The 19,989-nt window shown below is 74.6% G+C and carries 18 protein-coding genes; 12 read left to right on the top strand and 6 right to left on the bottom strand.

What is annotated here, in order from left to right; all coding sequences use genetic code 11:
* Positions 1-87 precede the first annotated feature (87 nt).
* Together JOE68_RS18160 and JOE68_RS18155 are read left to right on the top strand one after the other, a co-directional pair.
* Entirely contained in the window at positions 88-1,122 is a 1,035-nt protein-coding gene (locus JOE68_RS18160; RefSeq protein WP_307819731.1) for an esterase/lipase family protein, read from the top strand.
* A 263-nt stretch (positions 1,123-1,385) separates the two neighbouring features.
* A complete protein-coding gene (locus JOE68_RS18155) occupies positions 1,386-2,150 on the top strand; it encodes a M23 family metallopeptidase (RefSeq protein WP_307819730.1) in 765 nt (254 codons plus the stop codon).
* Between the two features lie 355 nt (positions 2,151-2,505).
* Here JOE68_RS18155 and JOE68_RS18150 read toward each other — a convergent pair whose 3' ends face one another.
* Positions 2,506-2,925: a winged helix-turn-helix transcriptional regulator gene (locus tag JOE68_RS18150; RefSeq protein ID WP_204843507.1), complete on the bottom strand. Its 420-nt coding sequence runs from the start codon at positions 2,923-2,925 to the stop codon at positions 2,506-2,508.
* A gap of 54 nt (positions 2,926-2,979) precedes the next feature.
* Between JOE68_RS18150 and JOE68_RS18145 the strand changes: the two genes are divergently transcribed.
* On the top strand, positions 2,980-4,323 hold the full coding sequence (locus JOE68_RS18145) for an MFS transporter (protein ID WP_204843506.1): 1,344 nt from the start codon (positions 2,980-2,982) through the stop codon (positions 4,321-4,323).
* On the opposite strand, the gene pcrA is transcribed toward JOE68_RS18145, so the two are convergent.
* Positions 4,286-6,604 carry a DNA helicase PcrA gene (gene pcrA / locus JOE68_RS18140; RefSeq protein ID WP_204843505.1) on the bottom strand — a complete coding sequence of 773 codons (2,319 nt, stop codon included), beginning with the start codon at positions 6,602-6,604 and terminating at the stop codon, positions 4,286-4,288. The two genes, JOE68_RS18145 and pcrA, sit on opposite strands and share 38 nt — an antisense overlap.
* A 215-nt stretch (positions 6,605-6,819) precedes the next feature.
* Between pcrA and JOE68_RS18135 the strand changes: the two genes are divergently transcribed.
* Positions 6,820-7,089: a chorismate mutase gene (locus tag JOE68_RS18135; RefSeq protein ID WP_204843504.1), complete on the top strand. Its 270-nt coding sequence runs from the start codon at positions 6,820-6,822 to the stop codon at positions 7,087-7,089.
* Here JOE68_RS18135 and JOE68_RS18130 read toward each other — a convergent pair.
* Positions 7,058-8,125, bottom strand: coding sequence for an arginase family protein (locus JOE68_RS18130; RefSeq protein WP_204843503.1), 1,068 nt, complete (start codon positions 8,123-8,125; stop codon positions 7,058-7,060). The two genes, JOE68_RS18135 and JOE68_RS18130, sit on opposite strands and share 32 nt — an antisense overlap.
* Positions 8,126-8,189: 64 nt before the next feature.
* Here JOE68_RS18130 and JOE68_RS18125 point away from each other — a divergent pair, with 64 nt between their 5' ends.
* The 6 genes from JOE68_RS18125 (at position 8,190) to JOE68_RS18100 (ending at position 15,313) form a co-directional block, all read left to right on the top strand.
* Positions 8,190-8,507: a hypothetical protein gene (locus JOE68_RS18125; protein ID WP_204843502.1), complete on the top strand. Its 318-nt coding sequence runs from the start codon at positions 8,190-8,192 to the stop codon at positions 8,505-8,507.
* 181 nt (positions 8,508-8,688) lie between these two features.
* A complete protein-coding gene (locus JOE68_RS18120; protein WP_204843501.1) occupies positions 8,689-9,597 on the top strand; it encodes a hypothetical protein in 909 nt (302 codons plus the stop codon).
* A gap of 172 nt (positions 9,598-9,769) precedes the next feature.
* A complete protein-coding gene (locus JOE68_RS18115; RefSeq protein ID WP_204843500.1) occupies positions 9,770-10,558 on the top strand; it encodes a hypothetical protein in 789 nt (262 codons plus the stop codon).
* A gap of 159 nt (positions 10,559-10,717) precedes the next feature.
* Positions 10,718-11,548, top strand: a complete 831-nt coding sequence (locus JOE68_RS18110) for a hypothetical protein (RefSeq protein ID WP_204843499.1) — start codon at positions 10,718-10,720, stop codon at positions 11,546-11,548.
* A 731-nt stretch (positions 11,549-12,279) separates the two neighbouring features.
* Positions 12,280-13,626 carry a serine/threonine-protein kinase gene (locus tag JOE68_RS18105; protein WP_204843498.1) on the top strand — a complete coding sequence of 449 codons (1,347 nt, stop codon included), beginning with the start codon at positions 12,280-12,282 and terminating at the stop codon, positions 13,624-13,626.
* Between the two features lie 112 nt (positions 13,627-13,738).
* On the top strand, positions 13,739-15,313 hold the full coding sequence (locus JOE68_RS18100; RefSeq protein WP_204843497.1) for a serine/threonine-protein kinase: 1,575 nt from the start codon (positions 13,739-13,741) through the stop codon (positions 15,311-15,313).
* A 15-nt stretch (positions 15,314-15,328) separates the two neighbouring features.
* On the opposite strand, the gene JOE68_RS18095 is transcribed toward JOE68_RS18100, so the two are convergent.
* Positions 15,329-16,222, bottom strand: coding sequence for a LysR family transcriptional regulator (locus tag JOE68_RS18095; RefSeq protein WP_204843496.1), 894 nt, complete (start codon positions 16,220-16,222; stop codon positions 15,329-15,331).
* 75 nt (positions 16,223-16,297) lie between these two features.
* Here JOE68_RS18095 and JOE68_RS18090 point away from each other — a divergent pair, with 75 nt between their 5' ends.
* Complete coding sequence (locus JOE68_RS18090) at positions 16,298-17,221, top strand: DMT family transporter (protein ID WP_307819729.1); 924 nt, start codon at positions 16,298-16,300, stop codon at positions 17,219-17,221.
* A 185-nt stretch (positions 17,222-17,406) separates the two neighbouring features.
* A complete protein-coding gene (locus JOE68_RS18085) occupies positions 17,407-17,817 on the top strand; it encodes an SsgA family sporulation/cell division regulator (RefSeq protein WP_204843495.1) in 411 nt (136 codons plus the stop codon).
* Positions 17,818-17,971: 154 nt separating this feature from the next.
* Here JOE68_RS18085 and JOE68_RS18080 read toward each other — a convergent pair whose 3' ends face one another.
* Positions 17,972-18,637 carry a response regulator gene (locus JOE68_RS18080; protein ID WP_184689503.1) on the bottom strand — a complete coding sequence of 222 codons (666 nt, stop codon included), beginning with the start codon at positions 18,635-18,637 and terminating at the stop codon, positions 17,972-17,974.
* On the bottom strand, positions 18,634-19,944 hold the full coding sequence (locus JOE68_RS18075) for an ATP-binding protein (RefSeq protein ID WP_204843494.1): 1,311 nt from the start codon (positions 19,942-19,944) through the stop codon (positions 18,634-18,636). The genes JOE68_RS18080 and JOE68_RS18075 overlap by 4 nt, the downstream gene beginning before the upstream one ends.
* Positions 19,945-19,989: the final 45 nt, after the last annotated feature.

The following is a 19,989-nucleotide window of genomic DNA, read 5'->3' as shown; positions in this document are numbered from 1 at the left end:
TCGACGCTAGCAAAGGGCCGACCGCCCGCCGGGCCGACCGCCCGGCCGCCGGGAGTGCCCGGGAGCGGCTCCGGGTAGTCCGGTGCCGTGGAATCGTCACCAGCGTTCAACCGGCCGGGTGATCCCGGGGGCTCGCCGTCGGTCGCCGGCCGGCTCGCCGCGGGGCTGCGGTCCGGCGTCGGCGCGGTCCGGGCGGCGGCCGGCGCGGTGGGTGGGGCGGTGGACGGCGCCGTCGAGGTGACCGGCGGCGTCCTGACCGGGTTGGCCGAGGTGGCGCGCGGGGTCGCCGCGCCGGGCGGCGCGCGCGGGGCCGTGGTCGAGGCGGCGTGGCTGGCCGCCCGGACCGCCCTGTACCCGTGGGGCGTGCTGGAGGGGCGGTTCCGGCCGGACGGGCACCTGCGGCACTACCGGACCGACCACCTGCCGCCCCGGCGGCGGGGGCTGCTGGTTTCGGCCATGGAGGCGGCGGGCACCCCCATCGTGCTGGTGCACGGCATCGGGGACAACAGGTCGGCCTTCGCGGTGCTTTCGGGGGCGCTGCGCAGGCGCGGCTTCGGGGTGGTGCACGCCGTCAACTACAGCGTGCTGACGGCGCTGACCGGTGACGTCCGGCGCGCGGCGGAGCTGCTGGGCGAGCACGTCGAGCGGATCTGCGCGGAGACCGGGTCCGACCGGGTGCACGTCGTCGGGCACTCGCTGGGCGGCCTGATCGCCCGCTACTACGTCCAGCTGCTCGGCGGCGACGACCGCGTGCGGACGCTGGTCACGCTCGGCACCCCGCACAGCGGGACGCTGGCCGCCTACCTGCTCCCCACGGCGCTGACCCGCCGGCTGCGCCCCGGTTCGGAGCTGCTGGCCGAGCTGGCGCGGCCCTGCCGGCCGTGCCGGACGAGGTTCGTCGTGGTGTGGAGCGAGCTGGACCAGGTGGTCCTCCCGCAGCGGCACGCCCGGTTGGAGCACCCCTCGCTGGTCGTGGAGGAGCACCGGATACGTGATTCAGGTCACCTTTCGCTACCCATTGATAGTCGCACTCTGCACGTGATCGTGACCGCCGTCACTCGAACGAACGACGACGCGGTCCACCCCATCGTGCCTGTAAGTGCCGGGTTTAGTAGCGCTTGAACGACCCACGGTCACGGTTTCACGCCCAAACCTTCCCTCTGCCGCCTAATCGGTAGACATCCCGGCCGGGGATTGCCTACGAGGCTTCCGCCCCGTTACTGTCCCCCGGTCCGTTGTCACGGTCTGGTCACAAGCAGGACAACGAGTCGGTACCCCGACCGGCTCAACCGGGATCCCCCGCCCGGTGTCGACCGGACTCCCCGAAGACGGAAGGCCAGGTTTTGTCCCGACACCGCTCCCCCGGCGGCCATAGCAGTCCCGCTGTGCTCGAAGAAGCCGCGACCGACCGCGGCCCCGCGCGACCCGCCGGGTCGCACCGGTTGCCCCCGCCGCCCTCGGCGCTGCGCGGCCGGATCGTCGTCGCCGCCGTCGCCGTCGGCGCGTTCGCCGCCGCCGGAGCAGGGCAGACGCTGCACGCGCTGGGCTCCGGCTCCGACTCCCCCTCGGACGAGGTCACCCCGCTGGCCAACGCGGCCGCCGCCGACGGCGCCGCCGCGTTCGGCGTCGGCGGCACCGGCCCCGCCTCGCCGCAGGTCCTGCCGGTCGCCAAGACCGTCGACCCCGCCGCCGAGGCGCAGAAGCTCACCAAGAGCGCCCGCATCAGCGAGGACCGCGAGGCGGCCGAGGCCGAGGCTAAGCGGCCCAAGTACGCCCGCCCCGCCGCCGGCGACTTCACCTCCGGCTGGGGTGGTCGCTGGGGCGAGATGCACTACGGCATCGACATCGCGGGCCCCATCGGCACGCCGATCCTGTCCGCCGCGGATGGTGTCGTGATCGAGGCCGGTTCCGCAAGCGGATTCGGGCTGTGGGTCCGGGTCGAGCACACCGACGGCACGATCACCGTCTACGGGCACGTGGACAGCTACTCGGTCCGCAAGGGCCAGGTGGTCCGGGCCGGCGAGCAGATCGCCCGGATGGGCAACCGCGGCTTCTCCACCGGCCCACACCTCCACTTCGAGGTGTGGAACCCGGACGGCAAGAAGATCAACCCGCTGTCCTGGCTGAACGCCAAGGGCATCAGCGTCTGAGCGCCCCCGCGCCGCGACCTCCCCGCGGCGCGGGAACCGCGCGCAGGAACCGCGGGGTTGCACCGCACACGTCCGCTCGACGTACGCGAAAGGCCGGGCCGCAACGCGACCCGGCCTTTCGCCCACCCCTTGCGATCCCCGGTGATCCCCTCACGCGCCCTCGCCGCCCCCGATGCGGCTCCGGCGCGCCTCGTGCCGGCCGCGAGCGGCCCCCTGACCGGTTCACCCCGAACGCCCCGGTCACCCCGCTCGTGACACCCCTAAAGACGCCCGGGGTCCGCGCGGGTTGCGCGCCCCTCCCGATCTTTTGCCGCTCCGGGGCCGACCCGCCCCGGACCGGCCCGCCCCGCGCGGTTCACGCCGCCCCGGCCCCGCTGTCGAACGCCCGGCGCGCGGCCGCGACCCCGGCCTCGTTCTCCTCCGCCCACGCCACGAGGGGGCACAGGGTGGCGTGCAGGGACCCGCCGAGCGGCGTCAGCTCGTAGTCGACCCGCGGCGGCACCGTCGGGTGCGCGGTGCGCAGCACCAGCCCGTCGCGCTCCAGCTGGCGCAGCGTGACGGTGAGCATCCGCCGGCTCACCCCGTCGATCCGGCGGTGCAGCTCGGAGAAGCGGTGCCGCCGCTCCGCCAGGTAGCCCATGACCAGCAGCGTCCACTTGTCGGCCACCCGGTCCAGCATGTCGCGGACCAGGCAGTCCGAACGGGTGTCCCACTGCCGCGGGTCGTCGTCGGTTCCGTCGCAGTGCCCCGGTGACTTCCGAGTGCCCTCTTCCACGGTTCCCCATCCTGCCTCAGGCTTGTATGCACATGCAAGGAATGAGGAGGGGTTGTGGCGACAACGGAAACCACCGCGCGGCCGGTCGGGCGCGAGTGGGGCGTCCTGCTGGTGCTGTGCGGCGCGATCTTCCTGGAGGGCGTCGACGTCTCGATGATGGGCGTCGCGCTGCCCTCGATCCAGGCCGACCTGGGCATGACCCCCGGCGCCCTCCAGTGGGTGGTCAGCGCCTACGTGCTGGGCTACGGCGGGTTCATGCTGCTGGGCGGGCGCGCGGCGGACCTGCTCGGCCGGCGGCGGGTGTTCCTGTTCTGGCTCGCGGTCTTCGTGCTGTTCTCCGGCCTCGGCGGGCTCGCCCAGGACGGCTGGGTGCTGGTCCTGGCGCGCTTCGTGACGGGCCTGAGCGCCGCGTTCCTCACCCCGGCCGGGCTGTCCATCATCACCACCGCGTTCGACGGCCCGCGGCGCGACCAGGCCCTCCTGGTGTACGGCGGGGTCGGCGCGGCCGGCTTCTCCCTCGGCCTGGTGGTCGGCGGGCTGCTCACCGCGCTGGGCTGGCGGTGGGTGTTCTTCGCGCCCGTCGCCGTCGCGCTGGTCGTCCTCGCCGCCGCGGTGAAGGTCCTGCCGCGCGACGCCGACCGGGTCCGGGGCCGGTTCGACCTCGCGGGCGCCGCCACCGCCACCGGCGCGATGCTGCTGCTGGTGCTGGCCGTCGCCGAGGGCGTGTGGCAGGCCCTGGTCGGCGGCCTCGTGCTGCTGGCGGCGTTCGCGGCGGTCGAGCGGCGGGCCGCGCAGCCGCTGGTGCGGCCGGGCCTGCTGCGGGTGCCGAACCTGGTCCGCGTCAACCTCGCGGCCCTGCTGTTCGCCGCCTCGTTCTTCGGGTTCCAGCTGGTCGCCGTGCTCTACTTCCAGCAGGTGCTCGGCTGGTCCGCGCTGGAGACCGGGCTGGCGCTGCTCGTCGCCGGCGTCGACGCGGTGCTCGCGCCGACCCTCACGCCGCGCCTGGTGGCGCGGTTCGGGCTGATCAAGGTGATCACCGCCGGGCTGCTCGCCGCGGCCGCCGCCTACGCGCTGTTCCTGCGCATCGACGCCGGCTGGGGCTACTGGCAGGTCTTCCCGACCGTCGCGCTGCTCGGCATCGCGTTCGCGCTGGCCTACGGACCGCTGACGATCGTCGCCACCGACGGCGTCGCGGACGCCGAGCAGGGCCTCGCGGGCGGCCTGCTCAACACGTCGTTCCAGTTCGGCGCGGCGCTCGGCGTCGCCGGCGTGACGGCGGTGGTCGCCTTCGGCGACACGCCGCTGGAGGGCTACCGGTCGGCGCTGCTCGTGCCCGTCGCGGCGGCGCTGCTGGCCGCCGTCACAGCTTCACGAGGGGCACGCCGCCGATCAGCATGAGCCGGACCTTCCCCGCGCTGCCGAAGTCGATCGTGGCGGTGGCGCGGGGCCCGGAGCCGTCCACCGCGATGACGCTGCCCAGCCCGTACTTGTCGTGGCTCACCCGGTCGCCCACGTCCAGCTTCAGGGCCGGGGTGTCCTTCCACGCCGCGCCCGCCGGGGCGGGCCGCGACGGGGAGTCCGGGCGGCGGCCCCACGTCGTCGCGGTGGCCGGCCCGGAGCGCTGCTTGGGCTCCACCCGCCGCCACTCGACCAGGTCCGCCGGGATCTCGTCGAGGAAGCGGGACGCCGGGTTCGCCGCCGGCTGGCCCCACGCCGAGCGCACCAGCGCCCGCGACAGGTACAGCCGCTGCCGCGCCCGCGTGATGCCCACGTAGGCCAGGCGGCGCTCCTCGGCCAGCTCCGCCGGGTCGCCCAGGGCGCGCAGGTGCGGGAAGACGCCGTCCTCCCAGCCGGTGCAGAACACCACCGGGTACTCCAGGCCCTTGGCGGTGTGCAGGGTCATCAGCGTGACCACGCCGTCGGACTCCGCGTCCGGCACCTGGTCGGCGTCGGCCACCAGCGACACCCGCTCCAGGAACGCCGCGAGCGAGCCCTCCGCGGGCAGCCCCTCGTCCTCGGCGGGGACCTGCGTGGCCGAGCCCAGGTCGGTGAACTCGCGGGCCACCGTGACCAGCTCGTTGAGGTTCTCCACGCGGGTGTGGTCCTGCGGGTCGTCGCTGGCCTCCAGCTCCGCGCGGTAGGCGGTGCGGTCCAGCACGGCCTCCAGGACGTCGGCCACGTCGGCGCCGTCGGCCACCAGCCCGCCCAGCTCGTCCATCAGCTCGACGAAGCCCGCGACGGCCTTCTGCGAGCGCGGGTTGAGCATCGGGACCCGGCCGCGCACGGCCTCCCGCAGCGCCGCCGCGAAGCTGATCCGCTCCCGCTCGGCGTGGGTGGACACGCACGCCTCGGCGCGCTCGCCGATGCCGCGCTTGGGCACGTTGAGGATGCGCCGCAGCGACACCGTGTCCTCGGGGTTGGCCAGCGCCCGCAGGTAGGCCAGCGCGTCGCGCACCTCGCGCCGCTCGTAGAACCGCACGCCGCCGACGACCCGGTACGGCAGGCCGAGCCGGATGAAGATCTCCTCGAACACGCGGGACTGGTTGTTCGTCCGGTAGAACACGGCGATCTCGCCGTTGTTCGCCTCGCCGCCGTCGACCAGCCGGTCGATCTCGGCCGCGACGAACGCCGCCTCGTCGTGCTCGTTGTCCGCGACGTAGCCGACGATCTTCTCGCCGTCGCCCAGGTCGCTCCACAGCCGCTTGTCCCGGCGGTCGGGGTTGCGCGAGATGACCGCGTTCGCGGCGGTCAGGATGGTCTGCGTGGACCGGTAGTTCTGCTCCAGCAGGATCGTGGTGGCCTGCGGGTAGTCGCGCTCGAACTCCACGATGTTGCGGATCGTCGCGCCGCGGAAGGCGTAGATCGACTGGTCGGCGTCGCCGACGACGCACAGCTCGGCCGGCGGCACGCCGCCCGCGCCGGTGCCGACCAGCTCGCGCACCAGCGTGTACTGGGCGTGGTTGGTGTCCTGGTACTCGTCCACCAGCACGTGGCGGAAGCGGCGGCGGTAGTGCTCGGCCACGTCCGGGTGGCCCTGGAGCAGCTCCACCGTGCGCATGATCAGGTCGTCGAAGTCCAGCGAGTTCGACTCCACCAGCCGGCGCTGGTAGGACTCGTAGACCTCGGCGACCCGGCGCTCCAGGTCGTTGGTCGCCCGGTCCCTGGCGGTCCCGGCGTCCACCAGCTCGTTCTTCAGGTTCGAGATCTGGACCGCGAGCGTGCGGGCCGGGTAGCGCTTCGGGTCCAGGTCGAGGTCGCGCGCCACCAGGGTGATCAGCCGGCGGGTGTCGTCGGAGTCGTAGATGGAGAAGCTGGTCGACAGGCCCAGCGTCTTCGCCTCGCGGCGCATGACCCGGACGCACATCGAGTGGAACGTCGAGACCCACATCGCGCGGGCGCGCGCGCCCACCAGGTCGGCGACGCGCTCCTTCATCTCGGCGGCGGCCTTGTTGGTGAAGGTGATCGCCATGACCTCGCCCGGGTGCACCCCGCGCTCGGCCAGCAGGTGGGCGATGCGGCGGGTGAGCACGCGGGTCTTGCCCGAGCCCGCGCCCGCGACGACCAGCAGCGGCGAACCGGCGTGCTCGACGGCGCGGCGCTGGGCCGGGTTGAGGTCTTCCAGCAGTCGGGAGGACCCGGGGGCGGGGGGACTTGGCGGCAAGTCGAACAAGGCGCTCATCGTCCGTCCACGTTACCGGTTGCCACCGACGGCGCGCGGCTGTGGCATGATGTCGGTGTGCGCTCGGTCGACTTCGAGTTTTTCTACGGGATCCGGACTCCGGCTCCCGTGGACCGCTAGCGCAGCAAGCCACCCACGAAGCCCCGGAGTCCTCGGATTCCGGGGCTTCGTCGCTTCCGGGCCGGGACTTCCGCAAGAGCCGAGAGGTCACCTCGATGAACAGCACCGACACCGCACCCGCCCCCGAGGACATCGACGCGCTGCGGCAGGAGATCGACCTGATCGACGCCGAGCTGCTGCGGCTGGTCAAGCGCCGCGTGGAGGTGTCCAGGACCATCGGCGCGGCCAGGATGGCCGCCGGTGGCACCAGGATCGTGCACAACCGGGAGATCGACGTCCTCAACCGCTACCGGGAGCTCGGCCCCGAGGGCCGCGACCTGGCGATGATCCTGCTCAAGCTGGGCCGGGGGCCGCTCGGCCGGTGACGGCCCTGGCCAGGTCCCGGTCGACCAGCTGCGCGTCGTCGGGCAGGTAGGCGAGGGGGTCGTCGAGCAGCTCGGCGGTCCCCACCAGCCCCTCCACCAGGGCGTGCAGGCACAGCGCCGAGTAGCCGCGCAGGTAGCCGCCCTCCTGGGTCAGCACGGTCGGGAGGTCCAGCGCCGCCACCCGGCGCCCGATGTCCCGGTAGCCCGCGGCGGTCAGGTTGTGCCGCCCGTTCGGGTCGAACGCCGAGCCGTCGAAGCCCGAGGCGCAGACCAGGAAGTCCGCGCCGTGGGCGCGGATCGCCGGGAGGGCCACCTCGTCCAGCGCCCGGCGGTAGGCGGTGTCGCCCGCGCCGAGGGACAGCTCGACGTTGAGGTTCGCGCGGTCGTTCTCCTCGGGGCCGCCGGTCTGGGCGTGGTTCGCGCCCCACGCGCCGTGCCGCATGTGCACGGAGACCGTGAGGACGTCCTCGGCGTTCCGGAAGACGTCCTGGGTGCCGTTGCCGTGGTGGACGTCCCAGTCCAGGACCGCCACCCGGCGGCCGGCGCGGCGGGCCGTCTCGGCGACCAGGGCCGCGTTGTTGACCAGGCAGTAGCCGTCCGCCAGGGACCGCTGCGCGTGGTGGCCGGGCGGGCGGACCAGCGCGTACGCCAGGCGGGTCCGCCCGGCCGCGACCGCCTCGTACGCGGCGAGGGCGGTGCCGGCGGCGGCCCGGATCGCGTCCCACGAGCCGGGGCCGACGACGGTGTTGGCCTCCAGCGCGACGCGCTCGCCCGCGGTGCACGCCTTGTATATGTGCGCAAGGTATGCGGCCGAGTGGACGCGCGCCAGCTCGTCGTCCGTGGCGAACCGCCCGGTCGACCAGCTCAGGTGCGGCGCGACCGGGCCGTGCGCCAGGGCGTGCCGGAACGTGCGCAGCCGGGCGGCGTTCTCCGGGTGCGGCTCGGGCTCGTCCAACCACTCCCACCGGCCGGGCAACTCCCACAGCCCCGCGCCGGTGTCGTGCCCCAGGCAGGCGTCGTGCCAGAACAGCTCCACACCAGGGGCATATCAGGGCGATCACCCATGGGCCAAGTCGAATACGCGCAGGCACACTGGTCGCATGGGCGTCATCGGTCTCGTCACGGGCCTCATCGCAATCCTCGGCGTGCTCGCCACGCTGGCACACGACGGCTACCTCGCCATGCTCGGCTCGGCGGCCAAGTCCAAGCGGGCGGCGGGCGCGCCGATCGCGCAGTACGTGCGCAGCCGGTGGGCGGTCGCCGGCGTGACCACGGTCGTCGCGCTGGTCGGGCTGCTGATCACGGTGGGCGGGAACACCGCTCCGGACATCATCGGCGCGCTGATCGCCGGCGGCGCCGGGCTGGCCGCCACGAACGCGTTGCAGAGCAGTCGCAAGCGGTTGAACAGCGGCGGCTGAAACCACACGGTCGAGTGTCACGCAGTGTCACAAGGCTGATCCGCGCTGCAACCAAGGGGCCCTGCACCTATCTTGACCTGGGCGCAGGGCCCCGTCGTCCCACCTCCGGGACCCTGCCCCCGAACAGGTGGACAGCGGCCGGCCCGCACCGGGCCGAGGGGCGGGAGGGGTCTGCGCGCGCATGGACATCGGGGCACGAGGACGGTCCGGCAGGCACCGGCTGGACGGCGGGGACGTGGCGGTGCGGCCGTCGCCGGGCGGCGCGCCCGACCACCCGCCGGCGCCGCGCGCGCGACCGGGTGGCATCCCGGCGCAGCGCACCCGCGACCCGCTGCTGGACACCGACGCGATGGGGCTGCGCAAGTTCGACATCGGCCTGGTGCCCGCCTCGGTGACACCGCCGCGGACGTGGCAGCGGGCCGCCTGGTTCGCCGTGCTGTCCTCCGCCGCCGTCCTGGTCGGGCTGGCCTTCGCGGCGGCCACCCTGGTCGGCGCGAACACCCCGGAGGAGCGGATCGGGGTGCCGGGCTACCCGGGCGCCACGCAGGTGGTGACCGGGTTCGCCCCCACGGCGCCCGCCGACCCGGCCGCGGCGGTCGGCGCCGACGAGCCGGCCGGCGCGCGCCCGCCCCGGTCCGACGCGGCCCGCCTCGCGGGCGCCCGCCCGTCCGCGCCGCCCGCGCCGCCGCCCGCACCGGCCGCGCCGGGCGCCGACGCGCCGTCGGGTCCGGCGGTGGGCGCCGCCGTCTCGACGGTCGCCCGCGGCGCGGCCCCGCAGGTCGACGGCGCGCTGGTCGCGGCGCGCGCGGAGCGGTTCTACGAGCAGGCGGTCACCGCGACGCGCACCGCGCTGGCCCTGGTGGCCGACGGGTTCCGGGCCGACGCCGAGGCGCTGCTGGCCGGGCGGTTCGGCGACGTGGCGGCGATCCGGGTGACCGAGGTCAGCGTCGACCCGGCGACCGGCGTCGCGGTCACCACGCTGCACGTGACCAGGCGGGACGGCACGACGAGCACCGAGCGGCGCGAGCTGGTCTTCAGCACCACCGGTGACCTGCTGATCAACGCCGAGCGGCCGTTCGGCGGCGCTTAGCGGTCGTTCGCGGACGCACAGCCCGGACCTCGCCACCGGGTGCTCGCCCGGTGGGCGGACAGCGCCCGACCGCTGACCGCCACGAACGGGTGAACCCGCCGCAGGGGCTGGCTTCCCGCCGCTCGGGCGCGGTACGAGTTCACGCTGACGACACACGAGCAGGGAGTCGCCAGTGCAACGGTCTACGACGGGCGGTCGGCGGCACAGCCGGGCCGGCTCGGTGTCGGTGGCCGAGCTGATCGGGAAGCAGCCCTCCCCGGTGCGCGTCCCGCGCCGCGAGCCCGCCGGGCGCGGCCCGGTCGCCGACCTGCTCCGCGAGCCGGCCCACCAGTGCGCGCCGCGGCCGGCGAAGCCGTCCTCGCGGGCGGTCGGCCTGGCCTCCGGCGCGGCGGCGCTGCTGGCGTTCGCGGCGGTGGTCGCGGTCCTGGCCGTCACGCGGTCCGCCGGGCCGCCGCCGCGCACCGTCGAGCCGCCCGCCGGGATCACCGGGCCCTCCGCGCTGCGGCCGGACGTGCTGTCGGCCCGCCTGGGCGGCCGGGCGGGCGTCCCGGTGCGCGCGCCGCTGCCGCCCGGGCCGCTCGCCGCCGACGTGCCCGTCGACACGCCGCTGGAGGCCGGGGTCGCCCTGCCGCCGCGCGAGGTCGCGCCCCGGTCGAAGCCGCAGGTGGAGGTGGTGCGCCACTTCTACCGGCTGCTGCCCGCCAAGCCCGCCGACGCGGTGCGGCTGCTGGCGCCCGACCTGGTCGGCGGGAGCGCGCGGGAGTTCGTCGCGGCGTGGGCGGGCGTGCGGGCCATCACGATCGAGTCGACCGCCCTGCGGCCGGACGGGGCGGTGTTCGCGGCGGTGTCGCTGCAGGAGGCGTCGGGGCGCTGGCTGCGGGTCGAGCAGCTCTTCGAGCTGACCGGCGCGAGCCCGCCGCGGATCGCCGACGTGCAGGTCCTTTCGGCCCAGCGCAGCTGACACAGAGTCACCAGTTTGGCGATTGCGCTCACCGAGCGCGCACAAGGTTGATTGTTGATTGCGAAAGTTCCCCCAAAGGGGTTACGGATTCGGTCACGATTCGGTATCCATGTTCCCGGCCAGTAGCGCAACGCACTCCTCCGGGAAAGGTGACCACCGGTGTCGAACGAGGACAAACGCCGTCGGCGGGATGGCTCGACGGCCCAGCTGTCCGTCGCCGACCTGATCGCCCGGCGCGAGGCCGAGACGCAGCCGATCCCGCGGATCACCGACGAGGAGACCGTCCGGTTCCCCGCCGCGAACCTGTCCGGCCGCGAGCTGCACATCACCGAGCTGCTGCGCCGCGAGGGCCGGGCGGGTGAGGAGGAGCGCGGCGGCGGCCTGTCGGTGCCGAAGCTGGTGGCCATGGCGAGCGGCGGCGTGGTCCTGGCCGGCACCGTCGCGTTCACCGCGACGAACCTGCTGTCCTCGCCCGACGAGCGCCCGCTGGCGGAGGTCCGCTTCGACACCAGGCCGGCCGCGCGCAGCACCAACACGCTCGGCTACGACCTGGCGACGACCATGCAGCAGCAGACGCAGCAGCAGGCCCCGGAGCAGGCCGCCGACCGGACCGAGCCGGCCGCCGCGGGCCCGACGACCGCCGCGCAGCAGCGCCCGCGCGCCACCCAGCGGCCCGCGCCGGTTGCCCAGCAGCCCGCACCGCCGCCCGCGGCCGAGCCGGCGCCGACCACCGAGCAGCCGCCGAGCACCACCACCGCGCCGCCCGCACCGCCCGCGCCTGCTCCGCCCGCGCCCCCCTCCGCGCCGCCCACGACGACCACGCCGCCCACCACCCAGGCCCCGCCGCCGAGCAGCACGCCGGTCGCGCCGCCGACCTCGGACAGCCCGCCGCCGAGCAGCACCCCGGCGCTGCCGTCCGTGCCGCCCCTCCTCGACCCGGGCGGCGTCCTGGCGCCGCTGGGCGGCTTCGACTTCTTCGCGCCGGCGTAATCGGCGACCGGACCGGCTTCGAGGCCGGTGCCCCAGGACCGGTGGCCGATCCCCGGAAGGGCCTCCCGGAGGACACCGGGAGCAGCGCCCGGAGGAGCCCCCGGGAGAGCCCGCTGAAGAGCCCACCGGGAAGACCGCCGACGGGTCCGCCGACCGGACCGCGGACCGCGACCGCCCGATCCCGCCCGGCGGCCTCACCACGCACCGCGCCGCCGACCGCGCCGCCGACCGCGCCGGTCCGGCGGGCCACCGCCCCGCGGCCGGGTCGCCCGCACCCCGTCCCGCCGGGCGTGCCCACCCGTCCGGGTGATCTCCCGCGGACCGCCCCCGCCTCCTGCGCGGCGCGTCCCGCTCCCGACCCGCCCGCCGGGCCGGTCCCGCCGCCCGCGCCCGCCGGCCCCGCCCGTCGCACCCACCCGGCCCCGCCACCCCTCCGTGGCCGGGTCCGCCCGGGTTCCGCCCGTTCGGCCGCACACCGCTCCGCGCAGTGCTCGTACGTTGAGCCGTTCGGAGCCAAAAACCGCGATCTTCACCCGAACAGGTGGCCCGCCGGCCGCGTTTCCGGTATCCCTTCCCGGTCCGAACGTAGTAGGCGTGACCTCCGCGACGGTCGGAAAGCCGTCGTCACCGCCGGGGTAGGCTGTCCGCGCACCGATCCGCACGACGAGGAGCCCGAGCGTGAGACCTGCTGCCCTTGCCGCGGTCACGCAGCGCCCCAGCGAGGTGGTCCGGTGAGCACCGACGGCCGGCTGATCGCCGAGCGCTACCGCTTCCTCGACCGGATCGGCAGCGGCGCCATGGGCGTCGTCTGGCGGGCCCAGGACGAGCGCCTCGGGCGGATCGTCGCCGTCAAGCAGCTGCTGCTCCAGCCCAGCCTGGACGCCACCGAGCAGGACGAGGCCATCCAGCGCGCCATGCGCGAGGGCCGGATCGCGGCCAAGCTGCACCACCCCAACGCCATCGCCGTCTACGACGTGGTGGAGGAGAACGGCGCTCCGTGCCTGGTCATGGAGTACCTGCCGTCCAGCAGCCTGGCCGACACGATGGCCGAGCACGGCCCGCTCGACCCGGTGGAGGTGGCGCGGATCGGCGCGCAGGCCGCCGCCGCGCTGGCCGCCGCCCACACCGCCGGCATCGTGCACCGGGACGTCAAGCCGGGCAACGTGCTGCTCGCCGACAACGGCCTGGTCAAGATCACCGACTTCGGCATCTCCCGCGCCAGCGACGACGTGACGGTCACCAAGACCGGCCTCATCGCGGGCACCCCCGCCTACCTCGCGCCGGAGATCGCGCGCGGCCAGGACCCGACGCCCGCCTCGGACGTCTTCTCGCTCGGGTCGACGCTCTACGCGGCGGCCGAGGGCGAGCCGCCGTTCGGGCTGAGCGAGAACACCCTCGGGGTGCTGCACGCCGTCGCGGCGGGCCGGATCAACCCGCCGACGCTGGACGGGCCGCTGACCGACGTCCTGCTCCTGCTGCTCAACTACGACCCGGCCGACCGGCCGACCATGGCGCAGGCCCGCGACATGCTCAACGCCGTGGCCCGCGGGCGCGACCCCGGCCTCGCCGGGTCGCCGGCCGCCTTGGCCGCGGCGGCGCCCGCCGGCGCGACGACCGTGCTGGACTCCGACCGCACCCGCGTGGTGCGCCCGAACCCGGGCACGACCGGCCGCACCGCCCCGGTGCCGCCGCCCGCGCCGCCGAAGGGGAACAACACCCGCCCGCTGGTGATCGCCGCCGTCGCGCTGGGCTGCGCGGTGCTGCTGGGCGTGCTGTGGCTGTGGCTGGACGCGTTCGACAAGAAGGACCCCCAGGCCCCCCTGGTGGGCAGTTCGAGCTCGTCCCCCACCCCGACGACGACCACCACCACGACCGCTGTGACCACCACCACGACACTGCCCGAGATGACGTACGAAGAGCCGGTCGTCACGACGCAGCCGACGACGACCACGACCACCACGACCACGACTACGACGACGACCACCACGACCACCACCACGCCGCCGAAGCAGACCACCGCCACCACGACCACCACGACGGCGGTCAGTCCCGTGCAGCCTCCACCACAGGGCAGCTAGGGAACTCCGTAAGGTGGAGCCCGAACCCGATCGGGTGGCGCAACGTTTCTGTCCTGGTGGCGATGTCAACGGTGTTCGCCACTGAAGTAGCCCGAGCAGCTTTGGAGCACCTGTGACCGACGATGGCCGCCTGGTTGCCGGTCGCTACCGACTGGGCCGGCGGATCGGCAGCGGAGCGATGGGCATCGTCTGGCAGGCGCACGACGAGCGCCTGCACCGCACCGTCGCGGTGAAGCAGCTGCTGCTCCAGCCCGGCCTGGCCGAGGCCGACACCGACGAGGCGAAGCGACGCGCGATGCGCGAGGGCCGGATCGCGGCCCGGCTCCAGCACCCGCACGCGATCGCGGTCTACGACGTGGCCGAGGACGACGGCCAGCCGTGGCTGGTGATGGAGTACCTGCCGTCGATGAGCCTGTCCACGGCGCTGTCCGAGCGCGGCACGCTGCCGCCCCGCGAGGTGGCGTCGATCGGCGCCCAGGTCGCCTCGGCGCTGGCCGCCGCGCACAACGCCGGCATCGTGCACCGCGACATCAAGCCGGGCAACGTGCTGCTCGGCGACGAGGGCACGGTCAAGATCACCGACTTCGGCATCTCCCGCGCGACCGGCGACGTCACCGTCACCGCCACGGGGATGCTCGCGGGCACCCCCGCCTACCTGGCGCCGGAGGTCGCGAAGGGCTACGACCCCGGCCCGCCGTCGGACGTGTTCTCGCTGGGCTCCACGCTGTACGCGGCGATCGAGGGGATGCCCCCGTTCGGCCTGAACGAGAACACCATCGCCCTGCTGCACCAGGTCGCGTCGGGCAAGGTGACGCCGCCGAAGCAGGCGGGGCCGCTGACCGCGCTGCTGATGCGCCTGCTGCGCGCCGAGCCGGAGGACCGGCCGACGATGGCGGAGGCCAGGGAGGCGCTCGCGGCCGTGGCCGCCGGGCACAGCGCCCCGGAGTTCCCGGTGGCGCTGCCCGCGTCGCACCCGCCGTCGTGGCAGGGCCCGCCCGTCCCGGCGCAGCCCGCGCCCCGGGCCGCCGCGCCGGCCGCGTCCGCCACCCGCGTGGCCGCCGCGCCGGCGGGCGCGGCGCAGCCCCCGCCGGCGCGCCCGGCCGCCGCGCCCCGCCCGCCGGGCAGACCGGCGCGCGGACCGGCCAAGAGCAAGCGGTCCACGGTGTTCACGGCGCTGGCGATCGTCGCCGCGGCCGTCGTCGGCATCCTGCTGGCCAGCCTGGCGAACAGCGGCGGCGGTGGCGGCGGCGAGCAGAACCAGGCGGGCGGCACCGGGACCACGACGACCGCCAAGCAGGCCGCGGGCGGTGAGCCGTCGGTGACGCAGACGAAGAAGCCGACGACCCCGACGGCCAAGTTCACCACCGAGCCGACGCAGCAGCAGCAGGAAGCGGCGATCCGGGACTACTTCGCGCTGATGCCCACCAACGTGGAGGACGGCTTCAGCAGGCTCACCGCCGAGATGCAGAGCAGCATGGGTGGCTTCGAGTCCTACAAGGGCTGGTGGGGCTCGGTGAAGTCGGTCGAGCTGACCAACCTGAGGATCAACGAGCTCTACGCGTACGAGGTCGACGTCACGTACCGCATGAAGGACGACTCGGAGTCCCACGAGCGCAAGCTGATCGTGCTGAAGTGGGAGAACCAGGGCCTGTTCATCTCCAAGGACCAGCCGCTCAGCAAGTCCTAGGGCCGCGGGCGCGGCTCAGGCGACGGCGGCCTTGAGGGCGTCCAGCAGGGTCCGGACGGGCGGCGAGTCCGCGCTGTCCTCGCGGATGGCCGCGCAGATCCCGCGCGTCGGCTGCGGGCGCCGCAGCTTGCGCACCACCACGCCGGGGTGCACGACGCCCAGCCCCAGCTTCGGCACGATGGTCGAGCCCAGGCCGGCGGCGACGAAGCCCTGCGCGGTCGGGTAGTCGTCGGACTCCAGGACGAAGTTGGGCGCGAACCCGGCCGACGCGCAGGCGTCGAGCACGATGTCCCGGCACGGCCCCGGCGGGTTCACCGCGTCGACCCACGGCTCGTCGGCCAGGTCGGCGAGGTCCAGCACGCGCTTGCGGGCCAGGTCGTGCCCGCGGGGCAGGACGGCCAGGTACGGGTCGTCGAGCAGGTGCACGACGCGCACGCCGCGCGGCGCCCCGGCCCCGTGCGGGAGCACCGACAGCGCCACGTCGGCGCGGCCCGCGGCCAGCTCCGCCATCGGGTCGTCCGGCTCGATCAGCTTGAGGTCGAGCTGCACCTCGGCGTGCCGGGCCTTGAACGCGGCCACGGCGGGCGGCACGAGGGCCGCGCCGGCGGTGGCGAAGTACCGCACCCGCAGCCGCCCGGTGCGGCCCTCGCGCAGGTCGGCGAGCGCCGCCTCGGCCTCGACCAGCCGGTCGGTGATGCGGGCGGCGTGCTCGGTCAGCAGCCGGCCGGCGGCGGTGGGCCGCACGCCCCGGCCGACGCGGTCCAGCAGCGGCAGGCCGGCCTGCTTCTCCAGCGCGGCAACCTGCTGGCTGATCGCTGAGGGGGTGTAGCCGAGGTTCACCGCGGCGGCGGTGATGGAGCCGGTGGTGACCACGGCCCGGAGCACCTGCATGCGACGCACGTCCAGCATCACGCCATCGTATAGCTGTACTTAATGGTCGTGCACTTCTATTCACTTGTCCTGTTGCTTCGCGGAGAGCAGCATGTGCTCGTGAACAGACCGGGCACGCTGATCAGGATGGGCGTCCTCGCCCTGCTGTGGGGTTCCAGCTTCCTCTGGATCAAGATCGCGCTGACCGGTCTCTCCCCGGTCCAGATCGCCCTGGCCCGCACCGCCCTGGGCGCCGCCGTGCTGGTCGTGCTGCTGCTGGCCGGCGGTCAGCGGCTGCCGCGCGACCGGGCCTCCTGGGGCCGGCTGGCGTTCGCCGCGGTGTTCGGCACCCTGATCCCGTTCACGCTGTTCGCGCTGGGCGAGCAGAGCGTGGACTCGGGCGTGGCGGGCGTCCTCAACGCCACCACCCCGCTGTGGGCCCTGGCGATCGGCCTGGTGCTGGGCCACGAGCGCAAGCGCAACACCGCCCGGTTCGCGGGCCTGGTCCTCGGCTTCGCGGGCACGCTGCTGATCTTCGCGCCGTGGGGCAGGTCCGGCCTGGCCGGCTGGGGCGCGCTGGCCTGCCTGGCCGCCGCCGCCTCCTACGCGGTCAGCTACACCTACATCGGCCGGACGGTGTCCGGCCGCGGCCTGTCCCCGCTGCAGATGTCCTCCACCCAGCTCGTCGCCGCGACCGGCCTGACCGCGGCGGTGGTGCCGGTGGCCGGGTTGCAGCCGGTGCACCCGAGCTGGCAGGCGCTGGTCGCCGTCGGCGTCCTGGGGGTGTTCGGCACCGGCGTGGCCTTCGTCATCAACTACCGCCTCATCGAGGACGAGGGGCCCACCAACGCCACGACGGTCGGCTACCTGCTGCCCGTGGTGTCGGTCCTGCTCGGCGCGGTGTTCCTGGGCGAGGAGTTGAACCTGCGCGTCGTGGCGGGCATGGTCGTGGTGCTCGTGGGCGTCGCGCTGACCCGGAAGCAGCCCGCGACGGCCATCGTCCCGGTCGACCGCGAGCCGGTGACTACGCTCAAGTGACCTGCGATAACGCAGTGTTACCCACCGGTACGTCCAGTTGAGACGAGCCGCGTGGGCAAACGGGTGGACCTGAGACTCAGGTCTCCCCCGATCGCGTGGTGTTCAGGCGAACGACGTCCCGTATCGACCCCTCGGGCGTCTTCTCTCGTGAGAGGGACGGACACCGGAAGGGAACCCAAGGGGACATGAGCACCGAGAGCATCACCACCACGACCACTTTCCACCTCCTCGTCCCCGGCGTCGCGCCGGCTCCCGTGGAGGCCGAGCTGCACTACGAGCCGGAGGACCCGTACGCGGTCGCCGTCCTGTTCCACACCGGCCAGGGCAAGGTCGAGTGGATCTTCGCCCGCGACCTGCTGGCCGACGGCCTGCTGACGCCCTCCGGCGAGGGGGACATCCTGGTCCGCCCGGCCGGCGACGACCCGGAGCGGGTCCTGCTGGAGCTGAACGCGCCGACCGGGTTCGCGATCCTGTCCGCGCGGGCCGAGGCCGTCGCCGAGTTCCTGGACCTGACCTACGACGTGGTCCAGCCCGGCGAGGAGGACCTGTGGATCGACTTCGACCGCGAGCTGGCCAAGCTGGTCTCCACCAACTGAGCCCGCCGCCACCTCGGCCGAGGTGGCGGCGAGCGGCCGGTCGAGCCGGTGGACGTCGCGGGGGGCGCGCGACCCGGCGCCGGACCGCGCGCGCACACCCCGCGCCCGCACCGCCCGCCGCGCGCCCGGCGACGAACCGCCCGAGCGGCGGGGGTCAGACCAGGCGGCGGTCCGAGGCCCAGCGGGACAGCTCGTAGCGGTTGGACAGCTGGGTCTTGCGCAGCACGCTCGACACGTGCGTCTCCACCGTCTTCACCGAGATGAACAGCTCCGAGGCGATCTCCTTGTACGCGTAGCCGCGCGCCAGCAGCCGCAGCACGTCCCGCTCGCGCGGCGTCAGCAGGTCCAGCTCGGGGTCGCTGATCGGGGCCGCGCCGGGGCGGTCCGCGAACGCGTCGAGCACGAACCCGGCCAGCCGCGGGCTGAACACCGCGTCGCCCTCGGAGACCCGGACCACCGCCCGCACCAGCTCCTGGCTGGAGATCGTCTTGGTGACGTAGCCGCGCGCGCCCGCCCGGATCACCGCGATGACGTCCTCGGCGGCGTCGGACACCGACAGCGCCAGGAACACCACCTCGGGCAGCGCCGTGCGGACCTGCCGCAGCACCTCCGCGCCACCGCCGTCGGGCATGTGCACGTCCAGCAGCACCACGTCCGGCTTGAGGTGGTTGATGCCCACGACCGCCTCGCCGACCGAGCCGGCCTCGCCGACGACGTCCACCTCGTCGGTGATCGAGTCGAGTTCCGCCCGCACACCGGCGCGGAACAGCGCGTGGTCGTCCACCAGGAACACCCGCACCGCAGTCTTCTGGCCTGTCACGTCGTGGCCCCTCGTCCTGTGTCCGCGGGTGTGCCGGAGGTCTTCCGCGGCATCGTCAGCTGCACCTCGGTCCCCTCGCCGGGGCCGGTGCGCAGCCGGACCTCCCCGCCGTGCCGGTCCATCCTCCCCCGGATGGAGTCGGCCAGGCCATGCCGGTCCTCCGGGACCAGCTCCGGGTCGAAGCCCCGACCGCGGTCCCGGACGAACACCGTCACCCGATCGGGCTCGACCTCGCCGTAGACGCTGATCTCGGCGACGCCCGCGTGCTTGGCCGCGTTCACCATCGCCTCGCGGGACGCCTGCACCAGGGCCAGCAGGTTGTGGTCCAGCTCGCAGTCGCCCACCACGACCTGCTGGACGCCGATCGCGAACCGGTCCTCCACCTCGCCGGACGCCTTGGCGACCGCGGCGGACAGGGTGGCGGGCCGGTCGCCCTCCTCCGCGCTGCGGCCGTACAGCCAGTCCCGCAGCTGCCGCTCCTGGCTGCGCGCCAGGCGCTTGACCTCGCGCGGGTCCCCCGACTGCTTCTGGATCAGGGCGAGCGTCTGGAGCACGGAGTCGTGCAGGTGGGCGGCGATCTCGGCGCGCTCCTCGGTCCGGATGCGGACCCGGCGCTCCTCCCCCAGGTCGGTGATGAGCTTGATCCACAGCGGCACGGTGAGCACCGCCACGCCGCCCAGCGTGGCCACCACCGCGAGCAGCGCGAACCGCAGCTGGTCGATGCCGTAGCTGCTGACCAGCAGCACGCCGATGCCGATGGCGACCAGCGCCACGCCCGCCAGCACCCGGACCACCGCGGACCGGCCGGTGCCGAGGAACCCCGACCTCGCCCCGTCCCGCCAGCGGCGGCGCTGCGCCTCGTCCGCCTCCCGCCACACCACGGCCGCGCCGACCAGCGCCACCGCGAGCGGCCCGACGATCCAGCCGCTGACCGGCCCGGACAGCAGGCCGCTGACCACCGCCGCGCCGATGCCGAGGGCGACCAGGCCCAGCGCCTGCTGGCGCTCGCGGGGGTCGGTGGAGGGCTGCTCCGGCTCGGCGGCGGGGCGCTGCGGCACGAACAGCCACAGCAGGCCGTACGCGACCACGCCCACGCCGTTGAGCGCGGTCAGCGCGGCGAACACCGCCCGCACCCAGAACACCTCGACGCCCAGGTGGTCGGCGACACCGCCCGCCACGCCCGCGACCACGCGCCCGGACCGGCGCCGGCGCACCGGTTCCACGGGCTTGGCCGGCTGCTTGACCGGGACGGCGTCCACCTGCGCGCTCACCCCCCGATCGTCACACGGGTCGGGGCGCCGTTCCATCAGGGTTCCACCCGATACCCGGTTCAGGGTGGGTCCCCGATGCGC

Source organism: Saccharothrix algeriensis (genome assembly GCF_016907655.1).
In the GTDB taxonomy this organism is placed as follows: domain Bacteria; phylum Actinomycetota; class Actinomycetes; order Mycobacteriales; family Pseudonocardiaceae; genus Actinosynnema; species Actinosynnema algeriense.
This window is presented reverse-complemented; position numbering and strand designations above follow the sequence as displayed.